At 37.7% G+C, this 17,883-nt stretch carries 20 protein-coding genes and 2 pseudogenes; 17 read left to right on the top strand and 5 right to left on the bottom strand.

Annotated features, from left to right (window positions below):
• Window positions 1–202: 202 nt before the first annotated feature.
• The 4 genes and pseudogenes from AC1VU3_RS04475 to AC1VU3_RS04460 all read left to right on the top strand — a co-directional run.
• A complete protein-coding gene (locus AC1VU3_RS04475; RefSeq protein ID WP_482982896.1) occupies window positions 203–670 on the top strand; it encodes a YhfM domain-containing protein in 468 nt (155 codons plus the stop codon).
• Between the two features lie 118 nt (window positions 671–788).
• On the top strand, window positions 789–1,007 hold the full coding sequence (locus AC1VU3_RS04470) for a hypothetical protein (RefSeq protein ID WP_480388092.1): 219 nt from the start codon (window positions 789–791) through the stop codon (window positions 1,005–1,007).
• A gap of 216 nt (window positions 1,008–1,223) precedes the next feature.
• Window positions 1,224–1,679: a DUF5412 family protein gene (locus tag AC1VU3_RS04465; protein WP_480388091.1), complete on the top strand. Its 456-nt coding sequence runs from the start codon at window positions 1,224–1,226 to the stop codon at window positions 1,677–1,679.
• Window positions 1,680–1,686: 7 nt separating this feature from the next.
• Window positions 1,687–1,943: pseudogene (locus tag AC1VU3_RS04460) on the top strand (IS1595 family transposase); the annotation flags it as partial.
• Between the two features lie 24 nt (window positions 1,944–1,967).
• Here the strand turns inward: AC1VU3_RS04460 and AC1VU3_RS04455 are convergent.
• From AC1VU3_RS04455 to AC1VU3_RS04445, 3 genes are all read right to left on the bottom strand, one after another.
• Complete coding sequence (locus AC1VU3_RS04455; RefSeq protein ID WP_480388090.1) at window positions 1,968–2,138, bottom strand: hypothetical protein; 171 nt, start codon at window positions 2,136–2,138, stop codon at window positions 1,968–1,970.
• Between the two features lie 191 nt (window positions 2,139–2,329).
• The gene (locus tag AC1VU3_RS04450; RefSeq protein ID WP_480388089.1) at window positions 2,330–3,007 is read right to left on the bottom strand and encodes a DUF3169 family protein; all 678 of its coding nucleotides are present in this window, start codon (window positions 3,005–3,007) and stop codon (window positions 2,330–2,332) included.
• Window positions 3,004–3,210 carry a helix-turn-helix transcriptional regulator gene (locus tag AC1VU3_RS04445; RefSeq protein WP_480388088.1) on the bottom strand — a complete coding sequence of 69 codons (207 nt, stop codon included), beginning with the start codon at window positions 3,208–3,210 and terminating at the stop codon, window positions 3,004–3,006. The genes AC1VU3_RS04450 and AC1VU3_RS04445 overlap by 4 nt, the downstream gene beginning before the upstream one ends.
• A 291-nt stretch (window positions 3,211–3,501) precedes the next feature.
• Here AC1VU3_RS04445 and AC1VU3_RS04440 point away from each other — a divergent pair, with 291 nt between their 5' ends.
• Window positions 3,502–4,038, top strand: a complete 537-nt coding sequence (locus AC1VU3_RS04440; protein ID WP_480388116.1) for a DUF6609 family protein — start codon at window positions 3,502–3,504, stop codon at window positions 4,036–4,038.
• Window positions 4,039–4,363: 325 nt separating this feature from the next.
• On the opposite strand, the gene AC1VU3_RS04435 is transcribed toward AC1VU3_RS04440, so the two are convergent.
• Both AC1VU3_RS04435 and AC1VU3_RS04430 read right to left on the bottom strand, forming a co-directional pair.
• Window positions 4,364–4,741 carry a hypothetical protein gene (locus AC1VU3_RS04435; RefSeq protein ID WP_482982895.1) on the bottom strand — a complete coding sequence of 126 codons (378 nt, stop codon included), beginning with the start codon at window positions 4,739–4,741 and terminating at the stop codon, window positions 4,364–4,366.
• Between the two features lie 620 nt (window positions 4,742–5,361).
• On the bottom strand, window positions 5,362–5,781 hold the full coding sequence (locus tag AC1VU3_RS04430) for a hypothetical protein (RefSeq protein WP_480388086.1): 420 nt from the start codon (window positions 5,779–5,781) through the stop codon (window positions 5,362–5,364).
• Window positions 5,782–6,341: 560 nt separating this feature from the next.
• On the opposite strand from AC1VU3_RS04430, the pseudogene AC1VU3_RS04425 reads away from it, so the two are divergent.
• The 12 genes and pseudogenes from AC1VU3_RS04425 to AC1VU3_RS04370 form a co-directional block, all read left to right on the top strand.
• A pseudogene (locus AC1VU3_RS04425) lies at window positions 6,342–6,668 on the top strand (IS110 family transposase); the annotation flags it as partial.
• A gap of 70 nt (window positions 6,669–6,738) precedes the next feature.
• Window positions 6,739–7,731 carry an LLM class flavin-dependent oxidoreductase gene (locus AC1VU3_RS04420; protein WP_482982894.1) on the top strand — a complete coding sequence of 331 codons (993 nt, stop codon included), beginning with the start codon at window positions 6,739–6,741 and terminating at the stop codon, window positions 7,729–7,731.
• Window positions 7,732–7,920: 189 nt separating this feature from the next.
• Window positions 7,921–8,805, top strand: coding sequence for a LysR family transcriptional regulator (locus tag AC1VU3_RS04415; protein WP_482982893.1), 885 nt, complete (start codon window positions 7,921–7,923; stop codon window positions 8,803–8,805).
• Window positions 8,806–9,027: 222 nt separating this feature from the next.
• Window positions 9,028–10,692, top strand: coding sequence for an ABC transporter substrate-binding protein (locus AC1VU3_RS04410; RefSeq protein WP_482982892.1), 1,665 nt, complete (start codon window positions 9,028–9,030; stop codon window positions 10,690–10,692).
• 12 nt (window positions 10,693–10,704) lie between these two features.
• The gene (locus AC1VU3_RS04405; protein ID WP_482982891.1) at window positions 10,705–11,709 is read left to right on the top strand and encodes an ABC transporter permease; all 1,005 of its coding nucleotides are present in this window, start codon (window positions 10,705–10,707) and stop codon (window positions 11,707–11,709) included.
• The gene (locus AC1VU3_RS04400; RefSeq protein ID WP_482982890.1) at window positions 11,709–13,421 is read left to right on the top strand and encodes a dipeptide/oligopeptide/nickel ABC transporter permease/ATP-binding protein; all 1,713 of its coding nucleotides are present in this window, start codon (window positions 11,709–11,711) and stop codon (window positions 13,419–13,421) included. Before AC1VU3_RS04405 ends, AC1VU3_RS04400 begins: the two co-directional genes overlap by 1 nt.
• Window positions 13,405–14,196: an ABC transporter ATP-binding protein gene (locus tag AC1VU3_RS04395; protein ID WP_482982889.1), complete on the top strand. Its 792-nt coding sequence runs from the start codon at window positions 13,405–13,407 to the stop codon at window positions 14,194–14,196. Before AC1VU3_RS04400 ends, AC1VU3_RS04395 begins: the two co-directional genes overlap by 17 nt.
• Entirely contained in the window at window positions 14,193–14,825 is a 633-nt protein-coding gene (locus AC1VU3_RS04390) for a phosphate starvation-inducible protein PhoH (RefSeq protein ID WP_482982888.1), read from the top strand. The genes AC1VU3_RS04395 and AC1VU3_RS04390 overlap by 4 nt, the downstream gene beginning before the upstream one ends.
• Window positions 14,818–15,426, top strand: a complete 609-nt coding sequence (locus tag AC1VU3_RS04385; protein WP_482982887.1) for a hypothetical protein — start codon at window positions 14,818–14,820, stop codon at window positions 15,424–15,426. The genes AC1VU3_RS04390 and AC1VU3_RS04385 overlap by 8 nt, the downstream gene beginning before the upstream one ends.
• On the top strand, window positions 15,402–16,097 hold the full coding sequence (locus tag AC1VU3_RS04380; protein ID WP_482982886.1) for a cell division ATP-binding protein FtsE: 696 nt from the start codon (window positions 15,402–15,404) through the stop codon (window positions 16,095–16,097). The genes AC1VU3_RS04385 and AC1VU3_RS04380 overlap by 25 nt, the downstream gene beginning before the upstream one ends.
• Window positions 16,063–16,935, top strand: a complete 873-nt coding sequence (locus AC1VU3_RS04375) for a cell division protein FtsX (RefSeq protein WP_482982885.1) — start codon at window positions 16,063–16,065, stop codon at window positions 16,933–16,935. Before AC1VU3_RS04380 ends, AC1VU3_RS04375 begins: the two co-directional genes overlap by 35 nt.
• Window positions 16,928–17,878 carry a hypothetical protein gene (locus AC1VU3_RS04370; RefSeq protein ID WP_482982884.1) on the top strand — a complete coding sequence of 317 codons (951 nt, stop codon included), beginning with the start codon at window positions 16,928–16,930 and terminating at the stop codon, window positions 17,876–17,878. Before AC1VU3_RS04375 ends, AC1VU3_RS04370 begins: the two co-directional genes overlap by 8 nt.
• The last annotated feature ends 5 nt before the right edge of the window (window positions 17,879–17,883 follow it).

Genomic DNA, 17,883 nt, shown 5'->3' with positions numbered 1-17,883 from the left:
AAATTGTTTCGGATGCTTCCGAAACAATTGGATTTTCCGCACGCGCTTATCCCCTAGGAGTCGCCAGCCGACACTTCAATCAACTTTTCCTAATGTGTCATCCCCAACTTTGTGAATCCTTTTTATTTATATTTTCAAAAAAATGTAACTAATTCACTTAATATTACGTCAATATTAAAAACATCCTTTGAGGTATAACAATATGAAAAATGATAAATTTCTTGTTCTCACTTTGACGTTGGTACCCGTTATTCTTTTAGGATGTCAAGTTGGGGTTAATAATTCAACAAACATATTGGAAATAGAACAACAAGCAATAGCGAATCAAGCGGAAGCTAATCAGATACTGAAATCTGATCAAGTAGTGAAAAAGGTTAGCATATCAAAATTACAAAGTAAAAATGTACTTGTCTTGGATGATGAAAAATCTATCGAGACTTTTCGTCTTGCATTAACAAGTGCTGTTAAAGAAAAAGGGATAGCAAATTTGGGGAATCCTAAATTCTCTGCAAAGATTGTGTATGCTGACGATCAGACAGAAATTTACTATTTATGGCTAGGCAAAAAAGAGGAAAAGAGCTCGTTTATGCATTCGGAGAACACACATACCATTTATACGGTTTCAGAGGAACAGACAGAGGAATTACTTGATTTAATTGAAAAACAATAAAAAAAGCGAAGATTCATGAACTTTTCTAATTAGTGCTTCAGATAATTACTTGCTTTTCTATAATTAGTTTGAAAAAAATGGAAGTTATGGTATGGTGGTTATATTGGAGGTGAATTATGTGAATAAAAGGAAAATTTCATTAGCAATGATTTTTGTGTTGGCTGTACTAGCAACTTCTTTTGGATTACCATTGTTATATGCTATAGGAGTTCCTTCGTTCGACGTCATACTGACTGCGCTATTCGGTGAAGAAAGCGTTTGGGCTGTTGTTATTTCCTTACTGCTAATTATTTCTATTGCTTTTAGTATTGGGAAATTTAGTGAAAGTTATTCTTAGGAAGGCACAATTAGTGGGACGCAATTCGTATATGAATCGGTGTCCCTATTTAACTAACTACGTTAGCTTTAAATTACATATTATAGAGTAGGCTCTTGCTATGTCAGTTCCATTGTAAGAAGGGGGGAGAGTACACTGGAAAAACAGTATAACTTTTGGTCTTTCATTTTCATACTTATTTGTTTAACATTAACCTGCTATTCGTTGTATTCAAACATGAATAATACCTGGTTAATTTCACCTCCTATTTATATTCTCTTTATACTTGTAGTACTTGCTCTCGTATTAGGAGTTAAAGGTCTTAAAGATAAGAGAAGTTGGCTTACAAAGACGAGAAGTTGGTTGACGATTTCATTGGCGTCATTGTTGTCTATCGCTCTTTTTTTAGTTTTATCTTTTACTCTTCTTTTTTCGTCATTGGGAGCAAATGAATATTTGAAGACGGTGAGCTCTCCAGACGATAGTTATACCATTGATTTCTACCGGTGGGATGCAGGAGCAGCGGGAACGTTTGGGGTAAGAGGAGAATTAAACGGACCACTCTGGTTTAAAAAGAGAATATATTATGAGCAAAGAACTGAAAAAGTAGATGTTGAATGGGAAAGTGATCATAATGTCTTGATTAATAACCATGCGTTAGATTTAAAGGAAGGAGATACTTTTGGATACTAATGTGTCAAAAGCCGAAGAGATTGACACTGTGATAGGTGAGTATATTCACCCGTCTGCTTTGTTATGTACAGACACCGCAACGAATTATAAAAAGTTCGCTAAACTTAAAGGGTTGCAACGAAATATCTTGATAACTACCTCTACTGGTTCAGATGGCTTGAACTTGGTAAAAACTTAGCATTTGAAAATCGAGTGGGGCAAATGCTTATTTCTGCGTGTCAAAAAACGAATTATACAACAGTTGAAATGTTTAAAAGTGCATAAGAAAAACGACTTCATGGAAAGTCGTTATCCATCATCCCTTTTTATTTGATTGTTAATATCGTCCAACTTTTTCTCGATACTATTCATTCTATTGTTACGTTTAGAAAAAGAGCGGAATAACAATATAAACAGCCATACAATTAGTCCGATAAACAGCAAAAGAATGATTAATCCTGAAATATTAAAACTACTCAACTTATTTCACCTCCTAAAACTAATTCTCTAAATATATTATACTATATTTTGGAAAAAATATAAAACCTACATCAAAAGCAACAAAGTTTACGAAAACAGCCTTTTACAAAAAGAAGAGGATGGAACAGATTGGATTTGTTCCTTTCCTCATTTCGTTGAGATACATGCAGGATAACTACCGCCTCATGTAACTATATTAGTTTACTTGGCTTTAAGCTAATGGTATAAATCGTTTGGATTAGTAGCAACAAAATACCGATACCAATAATGCTGATAACCTGAGAATTTCCTGTGAAGGAGGAATAAAACATAAGAGAGGATGCTAACACCACAAGCCCCCACACGATATAAGCATGTAGCTTATACAGGCTTTTTAGCATCAAATATTTTTCGCCATCGTCAATTTGATCAAAAAATTCTTGATCATAGTTTTTTGAATGTGGATCAGGGAATCTAAAGGATGGATTAGTAATATGAGCAACCTGTTGACTTGGAAATAGATTCACGAATGAAATAATAGAAAGCACCCAACTCCATAGTGCAATCTCTGGTTCGGTATCCCTTAAGAGTACAAACCCTACTAAGACTGCTGTAAAGGAGAGGCTTACAGCTACTTGAGTAGAAGTCAAAGCGTCATATACTTTTCTTTCAAGCATTAATTGATGGTGATCTTCTATTTCCATATCTACTTCTATTTTGCTACCTTTGACTGCTTTATGTAATATAAAACGGGCTACTATTAAGCAAAGGATAACAAGTAAGTTAACCATCATAAGTATATTGCCTTCAATCGAATTATTGCTATAGCTTTCAAACAGTTCTTTTAATCCGTAGATAAAAATGATGCTATATACGATTATCAGCTTCACATGATTTCCTCCTCACTAAAAATAAATACTTTTTCTAAAGGCTCTTTCAATACATTCGCAATTCTTACTGCAATTAGTAAAGATGGCATATATTCATTTCGCTCGATCAAACTAACCGTTTGTCGAGAGATTTTCGCTCTTTTCGCTAGCTCTGTTTGATTAAGTCCCTCTCTCGCTCTTAGTTCTTTTAGTCGTGTTTTCATTTATTACCACCTCTTTTACCAATATATACTATATATGTCAAAATGACAATGATATTTGTCAAAATGAAAATAATATATTACAGATTCGATTATTCATAAGCGTTTCTAGAAGACTAGGATTCTTGGTGGCGATGGCATCGCGCATTGAAGGAGGTCTGCTACTCAAATTCAATTGTTATTCAGAAAATTATTTATTAATATTTGAAAATTATGTAAAATAATATTTAATTAGGGTGTGACAGATAGGTGCAATTAAGTGTTCAAATTATTTCTTAATAGGGGGGAGAAGCAATTAAACTTGAATATAATAATCAGAGAACGGTAGGGGTATGGTTAGTTTATATTGGTATCATAATTATTCTCTCTGCAATTACCGGGGGAGAATTATTGATACAGCCATTTTTAATGGGTTTTGGTTATTTTGTTGGGTATTTCTTGATCTTTGGATTACCTTATGTAAATAATAAATTAGCTTATGGGAAGAATTCTAAGTTTCAAGATAGAATGGATAATATTAATATAGTAGTTACTGTTATTCTTTGTACGCTTTGTGGGTTATTAATCGGCTTTGATGAATCTAGATTAGTTTGGTTATCTATATTTCTTGTTATTGGTATTCATTTCTTGGGTTTTTATTTTTCTCAAGGAAAAGTTATGCTTTACTTAGGAGCATTAACAACACTCAATTCTTTAATAGGACTATTCCTGTTCGAGATTCCCTTTCTTATATTGGCAGTCATAGATGGCATTTTAAAAATCATTTTTGGTATTAAAATGCTAACAATGAAGCGCCAAGCGGATAGCTTACATCAAGAACCAGCATTGTGAAAACTTTAATGTTAGAAGATTAAATACTGTTTCAAAGAGAAACTTAAAATAAGAAAATGAGCTTGGAGGAAGTTATATTCCGAGCACTTTTAGACCTTGATTAAGGTCTTTTATTTCCTTTATATCTAAATACGAGCGGAGGTAATTAACAGCTTTACTACTATAATTTTTATTTAACCTTTGCTATTATTTAACAGAGTCAATACGGCAAGTGAAAACGCACAGATGATTACTGTGCGTCTTTAAATACAGTTTATACTGTTATTTTGGAAAGTGACAATACTAGAAATTGAATATTTAACTAAACCTCTCGATATTTAAAGAATTAATTATTAAAAAATAATGCTCTCATTTCTTTTGGGACAATTTTAACATTTACAATTTTGTATTCTGTTTGATTTTCTAAAAGAGGTGCAAATTCAACCAAAAACATTTCTCCATTGTCCATAGTGATTAATTCATAGTCTTTAAAATTTGCACCGTTTGTAGATATTTCATTTAATCGCGTAAATTCAACTTCTGATACTGTATTCTCTGCATCCTCATAGAATAACGATTGAAATTCCTTGTAATTTTGATTATCAATCTGATACTTCATCAAGTTAGCAGCATTCATCGGCGAATCTGGTTTTAGTTTCTCTTTATCGCTACAACCAGTTAACAATAATAATAAAAATAATATAAATACTAAGTGCTTCTTCAACCATTTTTCCCCCTCTTTTTTTCTAGCTTAAATACTCCAATTTAAGTTTCTTCCTGAAACTATCGTATAAGGATATAATCCACTGCTAATTTAAATGAATTTCTTCTAAATTTTAAAAATATTTTCAATTAAATTACGAAAAATCCAATGAAATCAGCTGGCGTTTCCCCCAATTTAGTTATTTCATTAACTATAACCCCATGCTTGATATCCCGTTGGAGGGAACTCGATTGCTTGTGTCTGGTCGGGTGCATGATCTGGTGCTCACTTTCCCCCGCCTTCGCTGCTGTCTAACAATAGCTACTTCGACGACTATGTGCAACATAGGACGTCGTAGGGATTAATTTGATTGGTTCTTGTTCTTTTCCATTTTATCATAGACCTATATTAAGTTGAATTCTAACGTGTAATGCAAAGTCATTTGAGTACGTCGTTAATACCTATATTTAAATCAAAAATATAAATTCTAGGGAAAACATAAAGGCATGAGCTTTTTTATGGCTCATGCCTTTTGACTAAAACAGTTATATAGAAAACCTATAAACCAGTCTCCATTCCAAAAAAACTAAAATAAGTTTTTAAATAGCACCCCTAAAAATAGGTCGGCACTATTTAAAAACTTACTTTTCTAATTCATAATGCAATAAATCATCTGAATTTTTCCCGCCAGAGTAAATTGACCATTGTACTACTTTATTTTCATTTATAACTTTATAAGAATAAATAACTTCCTCTTCGTTTAAAAAAATAATATCTACATTATTTTTCTTACGCTTCCGACCTTCTTCTAATGTGTCGTTCACAATCCATTCCTCATTTGAATACTTTTTTTCAAGGTATTCATTCACAATTTCAACCGACCGTTTATATTGATGTTCATAAACCTGTCCCCTTATGTAGAAAAAAACTCCATAACCAAATAAAACTATTATTATTAATCCAATTATAATTTTCCTTTTTCCTCTTAAAATCATTAATAATATTAACAATATAAATATAATAATACTAAGCAAAAAACGTTCTAATGTATAATCCCCCAATGCTTTTCCTCCTCAAAATGTTAAAAAATAATTTAGTTAAATCGTAATCGAACCCTTTAATTTTAACACAGAATTCCTAAAGTGGTCATTTATGTTAATATGTTATATAGTTAGTGGAACTCGCGGATGCGTTATTGTTTGGAATAAAGTTTGATTAAAACATAGCTACAAACACTGTTTCTAATAGAAAATCATAGCCCCTGTTTTTAACAAAGATTGATCAAAATAGGGGCTATTCTTTATTCTTTTATAGGGATTTTGTAATAAAGATTGATTATTTCGGTAAGCGAATATTGAACTAACGCCCCCGTTCGTATTATAAGGTCAGCCAGAGAAATCTGGTTGACTATTTTTTATTCAATTTATAGATTGATAGTAGCCGGGGTAGAACGTACGCACCCGTGGGACTTGATCCCGACAACTAAACTGTTCACCCTCTACTTGTTAACACATGATTAGGCTGGTTGGGACATCGTGATCCCGTATAACAAGCGAAGATATGAATGACAAGGTAGATAGAGGTTACCGGTCAATCCACTACGTTTAGGAGGAGATAATTTATGAATCCAGTTGTTGGTCTGGATGTCGCAAAAGGTGAAAGTCAGGTTCAAATGTTCTTGGATAAAAAAATGCCCTATAAAAGCAGTGTGAAGGTTGAGCATACGGTGGAGGGTCTAGAAGAGTTACACGCTTATTTACTAGATTTAGAGCGTCAAACAGGGATGAAACCACCAGTTGTATTGGAATCAACGGGTCACTATCACGCCCCAGTTGTTCAGTTTTTAGAAGGAAGAGAGTATATTGTCATTATCGTTAATCCATTAGTATCTTATCGAGCTAAAAGCTCTAACTTAAGAAAAACAAAAACAGATGCAATACAAGCTCATTTATTTTACTTTTCTTTCCCTGTCATATAGCATTTATTAACAAGGGTAGGAAAGAAAGGATGGACAATAAATGAGATTAAGTGTACTAGATCAAGCGCCGATTACATCGGGCAATAAAGCAGTAGATGCACTAAAAAAAGCAGAAGAGCTTGCAGTGCTTGCAGATAAATTAGGATATCATAGAATGTGGATGGCGGAGCATCACGGGACAGGTGCTTTTGCTAGCTCTGCTCCAGAGGTGATTGCTGCCCACTTGGCGGCTAAGACAGAGAATATTCGAATTGGTACTGGCGGGGTAATGATGATGCATTACTCACCGCTTAAGCTTGCGGAGGTTTTCAAGACATTAAGCGCTTTTTCTCCAGGGCGAATAGATTTTGGGGTAGGCCGAGCGCCTGGTGGGGACAATTATTCGATGTATGCACTTTCCGAAGGGCGTCCGCCACAGATTAATAATATGTATGAAAAGCTAGAGGTTGCCTTACAGCTAATAAATGATGAGGTGCCTTCTGATAGCTTATACAGCCATACCATAGCGACTCCTTCCAATGTCGTATTGCCGGAAGCATGGTTGCTTGGATCCAGTGGAAACAGCGCTATTAAAGCAGGTCGTATGGGTCTTGGATATTCCTTCGCGCAATTTTTCCAAGGTAGCATGTCACCGACTATTTTAGATGCATACCGTTCGAACTTCCAACCCTCCGTATTCATGGAAAAGCCAGAAATCAGTGTTTCCTACCTGGTAACAGTGGCGGAGACGAAGGAAGAGGCAGAGTATGAAGCACTTCCGCAGGATATTGCAAGATTGTTCTTAATGAGAGGACAAATCGGTCAATTATTGACACCGGAGGACGCACAAAATTATCCGCTTACGGAAATGGATAAAATGATGATTCAAGAGAATCGAAAAATCCATTTGGTAGGATCAGCAAAAGAGGTTGCTCAAACGCTGCAAGAGGAGCAGGAGTATTATGGATTTGACGAAGCAATGATTTGTAGTATTCCGCATTCACAAGAAAAGCGACTTGAGGTGTATCGTCTGTTGGCGAAAGAATTGATGTAGTATATTGGGTATACCTGAGATAATGTAACTTATAGCATAAGCTTTCCGTGTGGAAGGTTTATGCTTTTTTTATTGTGACAAAGTTAGGCATAGTTTACTGAAATAAATCAAGGTGTTTTACAAGGAAGGTGATGAATAGTAGTATAGATAATGATATTCATTCTCAATAAGATGAAAGGGAATTGTAACATGAATAACTGGTATAAAACTTTTATCGTGCTTGCGGACTGTCGGTCGTATACGGAAACGGCAAGAAGGTTGTACTGTTCACAGCCAACCGTAACACAACATATACAACAGCTAGAGAAAAACTTATCTTGTCGCCTTGTTAATCGAAATAAAAGAAAAGTAGATTTAACAGCGCAAGGAGAGGTTGTCTTATCTTATGCAAAAATTATTTATCAAAAAGAACTTGAAATGAAGAATGCATTAACGCAAGTGGAACAACAAGAAAAAACCAATTTATTTTTATCTAATTACATAGCCAATCATTACTTTGAGGATATTTTCGGTGAGGGCAGTACTATTTCAAAGAACTATCCATATGAAATCAATTGCTACTGCTATTCAGAATTGAAAAAACTATTAATGGAAGGAAAAATCCATTTTGCTGTGATGCCATTGTATGAGTTGGATCCAACGATATCGCAACAGTTTGACGTGGATTATTTATTTGAAGAAGAGCTAAGTTTGGCAATCTCATCTACACATCCATTGGCGAAAAGGCAGGTCCTTTATGGGCGGGATTTAAAGGATTACTCGGTTTATTTACCTAATGGAAAGCTCTATTCGGAGCAAATTAAAACATCGCTTCAGGAGAAAAATATTTTTCCGGATTATTTACAAATGTCGAATTTCTTCTTGATTACGAAAGCGGTTCAGCAGGGAGTAGGGATGGCCTTTTTACCTGATAAAGTGATTCAGCAAGAAGGACTGGAAAGTAAAGAAGTAAAAGGTCTACGTATTAAACGGCAGCTCGGGATCGTAATGAGCGATAGAACTGCATTAACACCAAATGAACAAGAGATTTGCAATCATCTTAAAGCAAAATTAGGGACGTCTGTATCAATTTGATGCAGATGTTTTTTTATTTAAAAAATAGTTCCTGAGCTAGCCATGGGTGTGCAAGTTATAAGAGATTTTAATAAGTATATTTAAAACTTTAATAATGTTGGTAAAAGCATGAATATATCAACGTTAAATCCAAATGAGCGACAAGTTATGATATTGATAATCATTATCAATGACTGTATAGTTTCAAATTGTAATCATTATTTTTATTTAGGAGGAAGAAAAATGGAATTTTTTAAAAAGCGACTACTTATTCCTATATTAGCTCTGTCTTTCGGGCTTGCTGCTTGCTCATCGAGTGATGAAGAAGTGAAAGAAGGAAGCGCACAGGCAGTAGAGGGTGGTGCGACAATAGAAAACCGTGTGGAGAACCTAACAATCGGTTTACAAAGTGATGTAGGTCCGTTGAACATTTACACAGGAAATCTGGATTGGTTGACGGATATGGTGTATGACAAGCTATTCTCCCCTTCACCATACGTAGATGAACCAACACCGTGGCTTGCAGAGTCAGCAACACAAGTTGATGAAGATACATGGGAGGTTGTCATTCGTGATGGTATCAAATGGCATGACGGTGAGGATTTCACAGCCGAAGATGTTAAATTTACATACGAGTATTACCGTGATGGCCCAGCAAACCGACATACACACCACGTAAGTGAGGTCCCACAAATCGATGAGATTTCCATTAAAGAAGATAATAAAACAGTAACATTTGAATGTGGTTACCCATGCCCTTCACTTCAAACAATTACATTTGCTGATTTACCGATATTACCTGAGCATATTTGGAGCAATGTTGAAAACCCACGTAAATATTCAGAGCTAGCAATTGGTACTGGACCTTATAAATTAACAGAATATATAGCAGATCAACATTATACATTAGAAGCTAATGATGAATATTTCATGGGTACACCAACAGTGGAAAAATTGACGTTGCCAATCATTGCGGATGCAACAGCTATGTTCAACGCGTTAAAATCAGGGCAAATCGATGTGTCTTCACGTACGGTACCAGCGGAGCTATTATCCACTTTTAAGGGTGATAACAAATTTAAATTAGCTTCTGCAACAAACTTATCAATTGTTCAGTTTGGCTTAAATTTTGAAATGGCACCATTCAATAACGAAGAGTTTCGTCAAGCGATGTCGTTATCAATCGACCGCCAGGCAATTGTTGACACAGTATTACTTGGTCAAGGTCGTGCAGGGGATAAAGGTTACCCACATCCTGATTCTCCGTGGACAAATCCAGACCTTTCAACCCCATATGATGTCACAGAAGCAAATGAGTTATTTGACCGTTTAGGCTACAAAGATACAAATGGTGATAGTCTCCGTGAAACTCCTGAAGGGGAACCATTATCAATTGCAATTAAAGTATCAGCAGGTGAACCTATTTATGTTCGTGTCGCAGAAATGCTAGCTGAACAATATAAAGAAGTAGGGATTGAGGTTGCTGTAGAAACACTGGATCCTACAACGTATTCTGCTGCTATTTCAGAGGATAACTTTGAAGCATATGTAGGTCTTATCGGTCCTCATGGTGTTGCTGATCCAGACCAATTTATCATGTCTCACCGCTCAGGCTATCTTTGGAACAAGGATTTGCCATACCCAGCATTGGATGAATTAATTGAAGATTGGATGGCATCTAAAACAATTAAAGACCGCAAATACATCTCATTTGACATGCAAGAGTTATATAACGAGCAGCCAACTGCAATTGCTCTGTATTATCCAGAAGAAGTGTATGCCTATAATGCGGAGGTTTATGATGGCTATGTTGAGTCATTAGGCTACGGTGTCATTCACAAATTTTCATTTTTACCTGAATCAACACAAGAGGCTGTTTCAGCGACAGCACCTGTAATTGTAGAGTAAGGTGGCGTAAAAATGGGCAGACGTTTTTCAGTAATAGGAAAAAAACTGTTCCAATATGTACTTGTGCTATTCGTGGCAATCACGATTAATTTCGGATTGCCGCGGCTGGCACCTGGAGATCCATTGCTATACTTTTTCGATGAATCCACATTACAAGAATTATCGAAAGAACAAAAACAAGCGGCCCTAGAGTCGGTTGGCTTGGGTGGATCGTTGTGGGAACAATATATTGAATATTTAAAAGGGATACTCACTTGGGATTTTGGTTTGTCAATTAAATATGCAGAACCCGTTACTGAAATTATGGCAGATAAATTAGCATGGACAATCACATTAGTTTTACCTGCATTGCTGATTAGTACGGTTATTGGCGTCATTATTGGTGCGTATTCTGCTTGGAACAGAGGAAAGAAGCGAGATGTTACGTTTTTAACAACGATGTTGACACTTCAAGCGATTCCAGGATTTTGGATTGGTATGTTATTTATTGCGATTTTCGCCGTACAGCTCAATTGGTTTCCGACTTATGGGGCTGTATCGATTATCCAAGACGGAACGATATGGGGTTTTATAAAAGATGTGCTGTGGCACTTAGTATTGCCGATTACGACACTAAGCATCGCAACAGTTGGTTCGAATTATTTATTAACACGATCGTCCATGCTGGAGTCACTTGGCCAAGATTATATGTTAATGGCAGAAGCAAAAGGCGTGAAGAAGAAAGGCTTAATTTTCAACCATGCATTGCGTAATGCATTATTGCCTATTTATACACAATTTACGATGTCACTAGGGACGCTAATCGGTGGCGCAGTCGTAATTGAAACCGTGTTTTCTTATCCCGGTATTGGCAGATTACTTTATGAAAGCGTCATTGCACGGGATTTTCCGATGATGCAAGGTGTATTTCTAATCATAACCTTAGGAATTATCATTGCCAATATCTTAGCGGACTTGACGTATCCTCTTATTGATCCACAAGCAAAAAGCACCTCTACAGAAAAGGTGGGACGATAATGCGGAAATCAACCAAAATCATAGGGATTACCGGGCTTGCCATGTTAATGATTGTTTTATTATTTGCACTGTTAGGTCCTATCCTGAGCCCGTATGATGCTTATAAACAAGTGGGTCCTTCGTTTCAGCCTCCAAGCGCAGCTCATTGGCTTGGCACAAATGATATGGGACAAGATATTTTAACGGAATTAGCGGTAGGCGCACGTACATCTTTATTCATCGGTATTGCAACAGCAATTTTGGCTACGGCTATTGGTGGCATTATCGGTGTATTGGCAGGCTATATTGGTGGGCGATTTGAAATGGTCGTAATGCGCATGATTGATGTCGTTATGACGCTTCCGTTTTTACCGCTCATGATTGTAGTCGCTGTATACATAGGTCCTGGAATATATACACAAATTTTTGTTATTACATTAGTGATGTGGGCGGGGAAAGCCCGCCAGATTCGTGCACAAACATTGGCTATTAAATCAGCTGGTTCCGTACTGGCAGCAAAAACGATGGGAGCCAATGATTTTTATATCTTCTATAAGCATATTTTGCCCGGTGTTTTCCCAATCTTCATCCCTCAGTTTGTAGGGGCGGTAAATGGAGCCATTTTAATGGAATCCTCTTTAAGCTTTTTAGGCTTAGGAGATCCAACAATGAAAAGCTGGGGTAGTATTTTATATTACGCCAACAGTCGAAGTGGGTTTTTAACAGACGCTTGGATGTGGTGGATTATCCCTCCCGGCGTATGTATCGTAATAGTCGTTTTGGCTTTTTCGTTCATCGGCTATTTTTTAGAAGAAAAGGTCAACCCACGTTTAGGTGCCTATACGGTGGCAAAAAAACGGCGACAGCAGCTTATCGAGACGAATACACAATTAGTAGAAGAAAAAACAGTGCTGTCTGTTGAAAATTTAACTGTTCAATATCCGAAGAATAATCGCTTCTCGACTGTCGTGAATGAAGTCAGCTTTCAAGTGAAGGAAGGCGAAGTATTAGGGATTGTCGGGGAATCGGGAAGCGGTAAAACAACCGTAGCCTCAGCTATTATTCAGCAATTACGCTCGCCAGCTCATATAGCATCCGGAGCTATTTATTATGAGGGACGGAATTTGCAATTATTTAGCGATGAAGAAATTCGTCAAGTGCGCGGCAGGCAGATCGGTTATATTGCACAAGCTGCAATGAATGCGCTGAACCCTGTGCATACGGTAGAAAAGCAGCTGAAAGAAGCGATTTTAGCGCATCAGAGACTACCGAAACATGAAATAAATACACGTATTGACGAAGTGCTCATTCAAGTTGGATTAGATCCGAAATGGCGCTATGCCTATTCTCATGAATTATCTGGCGGTATGCGACAGCGTGTCATTATTGCGATGGCGCTTATAAATAAGCCGCGTTTTGTCATCGCAGATGAGCCTACGACTGGTTTAGATGTACTCGTGCAAGTAGAAATATTACAGCTGCTGAGAAAGCTTCAAAAGGAAATGAACCTTTCGATGATTTTCATATCCCATGACTTGCCGGCAGTATTAACGATTACAGACCGTCTGCTTATTATGAAATATGGTTATATCGTCGATGGTGGTCCATCAAAAGAGCTAGCACGTACGTCGAGTCATCCATATACAAGACGTTTGATAGATGCGATTCCACGATTGAAGCCTAAAAAGAAAAATGAGGTTTGCGAGGAGGAGCTTTATGAAACCGTTCGTTGAACTGACAAACATTAAGAAAGTTTATAAGCGTTGCAAACATAATGAAGTTGTTGTTTTAAAAGATGTTTCCTTGTCTTTTCAAAAAGGAGAAATTATTGGACTTATAGGGGCATCAGGAGCAGGGAAAAGTACTATCGGAAAAATGATAGTAGGTCTTGAAACACCGACGAAAGGTTCTCTTACCTTTCATGGGACCGATTTGACAACGATATCCAAAAAACAAAGAAGGGCATATGGAAAAGATATTTCGATGATTTTCCAGGATCCCTATGAATCCTTGTCTCCCCGCATGAAAATTTTTCAATTGGTTGAAGAGCCATTAATCATTCAGAAAATCGAATCGGATCCAGAGAAAAGAAAAGCACTTGTTCGTGAAGCGCTGCAGGTTGTATCGCTTGACCCGGACAAGTATATGATGCGTTATCCACATGAATTGTCGGGAGGAGAGCGCCAGCGGGTGGGAGTAGCACGCGCCTTTGTGACAAAGCCGCAGCTAATCGTGGCAGATGAACCAACCTCCATGCTGGACACCTCATTAAGAATGGAATTAATTGCTTTATTAAAATCCATGAATGAGCAATTCGGCATTTCCTATGTGTTTGTTACACATGACATTGCATTAACGAAAGGGTTTTGCGATCGGATTATGGTGCTGCATGAGGGAGAAATTGTGGATGAAGGTACGACTGAACATGTCATGAATCATCCAACGCATCCATTTACGCAAGCCTTAATCGATGCACTCTTATTATTGGAAGGAGCAAATGAAAAATGAAGGATTTTCTAGTAGTACATCCACGTAACATTTTTTCAGAAGGACAAACGGTAGAAGGCTATGAAGTTGTGGACATGTATCAGCTGCACACAATTGATTTGGCACCATATAAATGCATGGTGATTCTGCCTTTTGTAGACCAGGATTATTTATTAGAGGAAAAGCAGTGTATTGAACAGTTTTTAGAAGCTGGCAAAATTGTATGCTTCTTCGGAAACCTAGTGACACCTTGGCTGCCGGGTCAAGAAATGTTCATTCCCAAAGAAATTAAATGGCATGGAGACTATAATGTGTCGATTGCTAAGCCACATCCTATCTTTGAAGGCGTCACAGAAGACGATATGACGATCAATCGAGGTGTAAAAGGTTTCTTTGCACGGGGGCATCACCCGGCCCCAGAAGGCGCAGAAGTATTATTAACATTACCAGGTGGAGAAACAATTACATACATTGATCGCAACTCTACTAACGGTACCATCTTTGTACACGCTGGCGGCAGTTTGCTGCAAACGAGTGCTCGAATGCAGCCGGAGATTAGCAAAACAACAGACCGTATTCCGGCACAAATGGAGCAATGGGTACAAGACGAATTTAAACGATTACAGAAAGGGGAGAAAGTACATGCGTAAAATTGCCGTTATGTATGGTGGCAGCTCTCACCATCACCGAACATATAAAACATCTGAATTTGGCCAGCATTTTTCCAAGTTGATACCGATTCGACAATTCGCAGAAGCTTCATTGGATGATTATGATGTACTGATTATCCCATCCCAAACACATATTGACCTATTAGAGAAAAATGTTGATAAAATATACGATTTTGCGAATTCAGGCAAAGTAGTCGTCACGTTTGGTCCACAGCACAGAGATTGGTTGCCAGAACATAAATGGGAATTCCGTCCGACGAACTTCTGGTGGTGGCTGGAGCCAGGTGCAGATAGCGGGCTACGCCTACCAGGTGAATCACATGATTTATTCACGAATTATTTAACGTTAGCTGATGCTACTTGGCATCAACACGGGGTATATTGGCCTGCGGAAGGCTGTGAAACACTTGTATCAACAGCAGATGGTGGCTCTGTATTATATATTGACCGTGTGAACACGAAGGGGACTTGGGTGAATACAACTTTAGATCCTGATTACCACTTCGGTTCCTATTTTATGCCGGCAACCGAGCGCTTTTTGCGAGGCTTCCTACCATGGCTAAAAGAAGGAAAGATTTAATCATGATTCAAATGAAGGAAGTGACGAAAAACTACGATGAAGTTGCTGTATTGTCACAGTTGAATTTTCAACTCCATCATGGTCAATTTGCCTATTTGCGAGGTCGCTCGGGCTCAGGAAAAAGTACACTTCTAAAATTATTGTATAGAGAAATAGATTGCGATACCGGTCAAATTTTGATTGATGGTTCGGATATAACATCCATGCCGAAATTTGAATTGAGACGGAAAATGGGCATTATATTTCAAAGTTTTGAACTGATTGAGCAGAAGACAGTGCTTGAAAATATCCTGTTGGCAGGAAAGGCACTTGGACATCCCATTGAAAAAATACAAGAGGAGGCCATGCGTTTACTAGAGCGCGTGGGCCTTCTTCACAAAATAGATGCGTATCCCATGCAGCTTTCCGGTGGGCAACAGCAACGGGTGGCAATTGTGCGTGCATTGTTAAATAAACCGAAGCTGTTATTAGCAGACGAGCCAACAGGGAATTTAGACCAGCAAACAGCAATGGAAATAATGGAATTATTGTATGAATTGCATTTGGAAGAGAAAATTGCAGTACTAGTCGTTACGCACGCAGAGCAATTACTCCAACACGGGGAAACCATTTGGGTGATGGAAGACGGTGATATAAGTGAACAAACATCAGATTATCTACATGCTAGATGATGTAAAACTAGGAATCAAGCGCAACAGAGGAAGTGTAAGTGCCTCTGTCACGCTTCTTTTTATTGCGCTTTGCCTAGTGGGAAGTGTTTTATTGGTGAGGGCATACGTTGACGAGGCGATTGACTATGTAGAATCACAGCTAGCGATGAAAGTATACGTAGAAGATGGAATGGCTGAGGGGGTTGCTAAAATTTTATCGGAGCAATCCTATGCCAAAAACGTAGAAATCGAGACAGGTGAGCAAATGCTCGATCATATATCCTTCATCTTCGAAGGCAGAGAGCACTTATTGCATGCCTTTACAGATGGGAGTATGACAGATGCCGTCAAGTTTCAAGTGAGTGATCAAGATTATGTCGAATCCCTTCAGCAAAATTTAGCACAAGTGGACGGTATCGTAAAAGTTATTTACCCGCAGCAAATGGCTCAAATATTATCAACATGGATAAAAAAAATTGAATTATACGGTACGTTAGCAATTGCGCTATTTGTTGCTGTCGCATTTTTAATGGTCTATAGTTCATTCCGCCTTGCATTATATCAACGAGCTCAAGAGCTGAAAATAAAGCTATTTTTAGGGATGGACCCGAAAATCGTTCGTATGCAGTTCTTACTGGAAGGCATATTATTAGGTTTCTTTGGTGCCTTGTTAGCCATCGTATTTATTTGTGGATTATATGGATTTATTTTTAAACCAATTCAAGCAGCAATTCCTTATTTGGGGCAGTTAGACACCAATCAAGTAATCCTTGTTTGTGTCATTCAATTGGTAATGGGTGCTGCATTGGGAATGGCAGCAAGCTACTTTTCAACAAGAAAGATGATCCGCTATGTATAAAAAAATGGGACTCGTATTGCTTTTAGCAGGTGCCGTTGCATTACCGGCTTATGCCCATTTAACAGGTGCTTTTGCGAACTTCTTGGGAATTGTATACGATGATTCGACGGTTTCGAAGCTGCACCAGGAGATGGACCAAACACGCGAAGAGATTGAAAAATTGGAACCCCAAGTAAAGCAAGCAGAAACAGCTTTTAAAGAAGATCAGCAAGTCGCTGTCGAGCAGCTGCAGTTTTACTCGGAAAAGGGCTTGGATACATGGCTGGCATTGATGCAGCAAGGTTCAGATATTGTGGATATTATGGGCAGCCAATGGGTAATGGAACAAAAAATTCTTACGTATGCAGAACAGTTGAACGAACTTTATCTGCAATATGAGCAATTGCTTAGCAGTCAAAACACGTTAAAAGGACATGAGCAATTGCTACAGGCTATTGAAAAGAATTTACAGGCTAGGGAAGACTTTTTGGCAGAAACAGCCGGATTGGAGCTTGAAACCATTGCGAACTATTTGGATATTGATTGGACTGCGGAAGTGGAAGACGAAATTATTGCAGATTTCCAAAAAGATACAGACACAATAGAGGAAAATTTACTAGATTGGGTTAGCAAAAGCCCAACCGGTTCATTTCATCTATCCGAAGAATGGCTCAATGAACACAGTAATGCACGATATTATTTTCGACATGACCATATTTACGTAGAGTACGAACTTGAATATGCTCATGTATTGATCCTCGGACAAATTCTGCAAAATGAAGAGGGTACTGCAGCAGAGTTTGACATAGAAGCAGGCTTTTATAACGGCTTCTTTTTACCGGAGGAGTTGTTAGTTGAGCTGCCGAGCTTTTCTATCAATTATGAGACATTGAAAACAATGGATGGGATAACTGAGCCTTATGTAATCCAAAGAAACGGTAGCTTGCAGCTTACTACAAAATAGGAGGT

The organism is Psychrobacillus sp. Z16_25 (genome assembly GCF_056856695.1).
Note: the sequence above shows the minus strand (reverse complement) of the source record. Positions and strands in the feature narration are given on the sequence as shown.

What these genes read in the sequence shown, in the direction of transcription:
- AC1VU3_RS04390 (WP_482982888.1), top strand. Translation starts at nt 14,193, where the DNA reads ATGAAGGATTTTCTAGTAGTACATCCACGTAACATTTTTTCAGAAGGA.
- AC1VU3_RS04400 (WP_482982890.1), top strand. Translation starts at nt 11,709, where the DNA reads ATGCGGAAATCAACCAAAATCATAGGGATTACCGGGCTTGCCATGTTA.
- AC1VU3_RS04395 (WP_482982889.1), top strand. Translation starts at nt 13,405, where the DNA reads ATGAAACCGTTCGTTGAACTGACAAACATTAAGAAAGTTTATAAGCGT.
- AC1VU3_RS04380 (WP_482982886.1), top strand. Translation starts at nt 15,402, where the DNA reads ATGGCTAAAAGAAGGAAAGATTTAATCATGATTCAAATGAAGGAAGTG.
- AC1VU3_RS04420 (WP_482982894.1), top strand. Translation starts at nt 6,739, where the DNA reads ATGAGATTAAGTGTACTAGATCAAGCGCCGATTACATCGGGCAATAAA.
- AC1VU3_RS04405 (WP_482982891.1), top strand. Translation starts at nt 10,705, where the DNA reads ATGGGCAGACGTTTTTCAGTAATAGGAAAAAAACTGTTCCAATATGTA.
- AC1VU3_RS04385 (WP_482982887.1), top strand. Translation starts at nt 14,818, where the DNA reads ATGCGTAAAATTGCCGTTATGTATGGTGGCAGCTCTCACCATCACCGA.
- AC1VU3_RS04465 (WP_480388091.1), top strand. Translation starts at nt 1,224, where the DNA reads ATGAATAATACCTGGTTAATTTCACCTCCTATTTATATTCTCTTTATA.
- AC1VU3_RS04415 (WP_482982893.1), top strand. Translation starts at nt 7,921, where the DNA reads ATGAATAACTGGTATAAAACTTTTATCGTGCTTGCGGACTGTCGGTCG.
- AC1VU3_RS04370 (WP_482982884.1), top strand. Translation starts at nt 16,928, where the DNA reads ATGTATAAAAAAATGGGACTCGTATTGCTTTTAGCAGGTGCCGTTGCA.
- AC1VU3_RS04475 (WP_482982896.1), top strand. Translation starts at nt 203, where the DNA reads ATGAAAAATGATAAATTTCTTGTTCTCACTTTGACGTTGGTACCCGTT.
- AC1VU3_RS04410 (WP_482982892.1), top strand. Translation starts at nt 9,028, where the DNA reads ATGGAATTTTTTAAAAAGCGACTACTTATTCCTATATTAGCTCTGTCT.
- AC1VU3_RS04445 (WP_480388088.1), bottom strand. Translation starts at nt 3,210, where the DNA reads ATGAAAACACGACTAAAAGAACTAAGAGCGAGAGAGGGACTTAATCAA.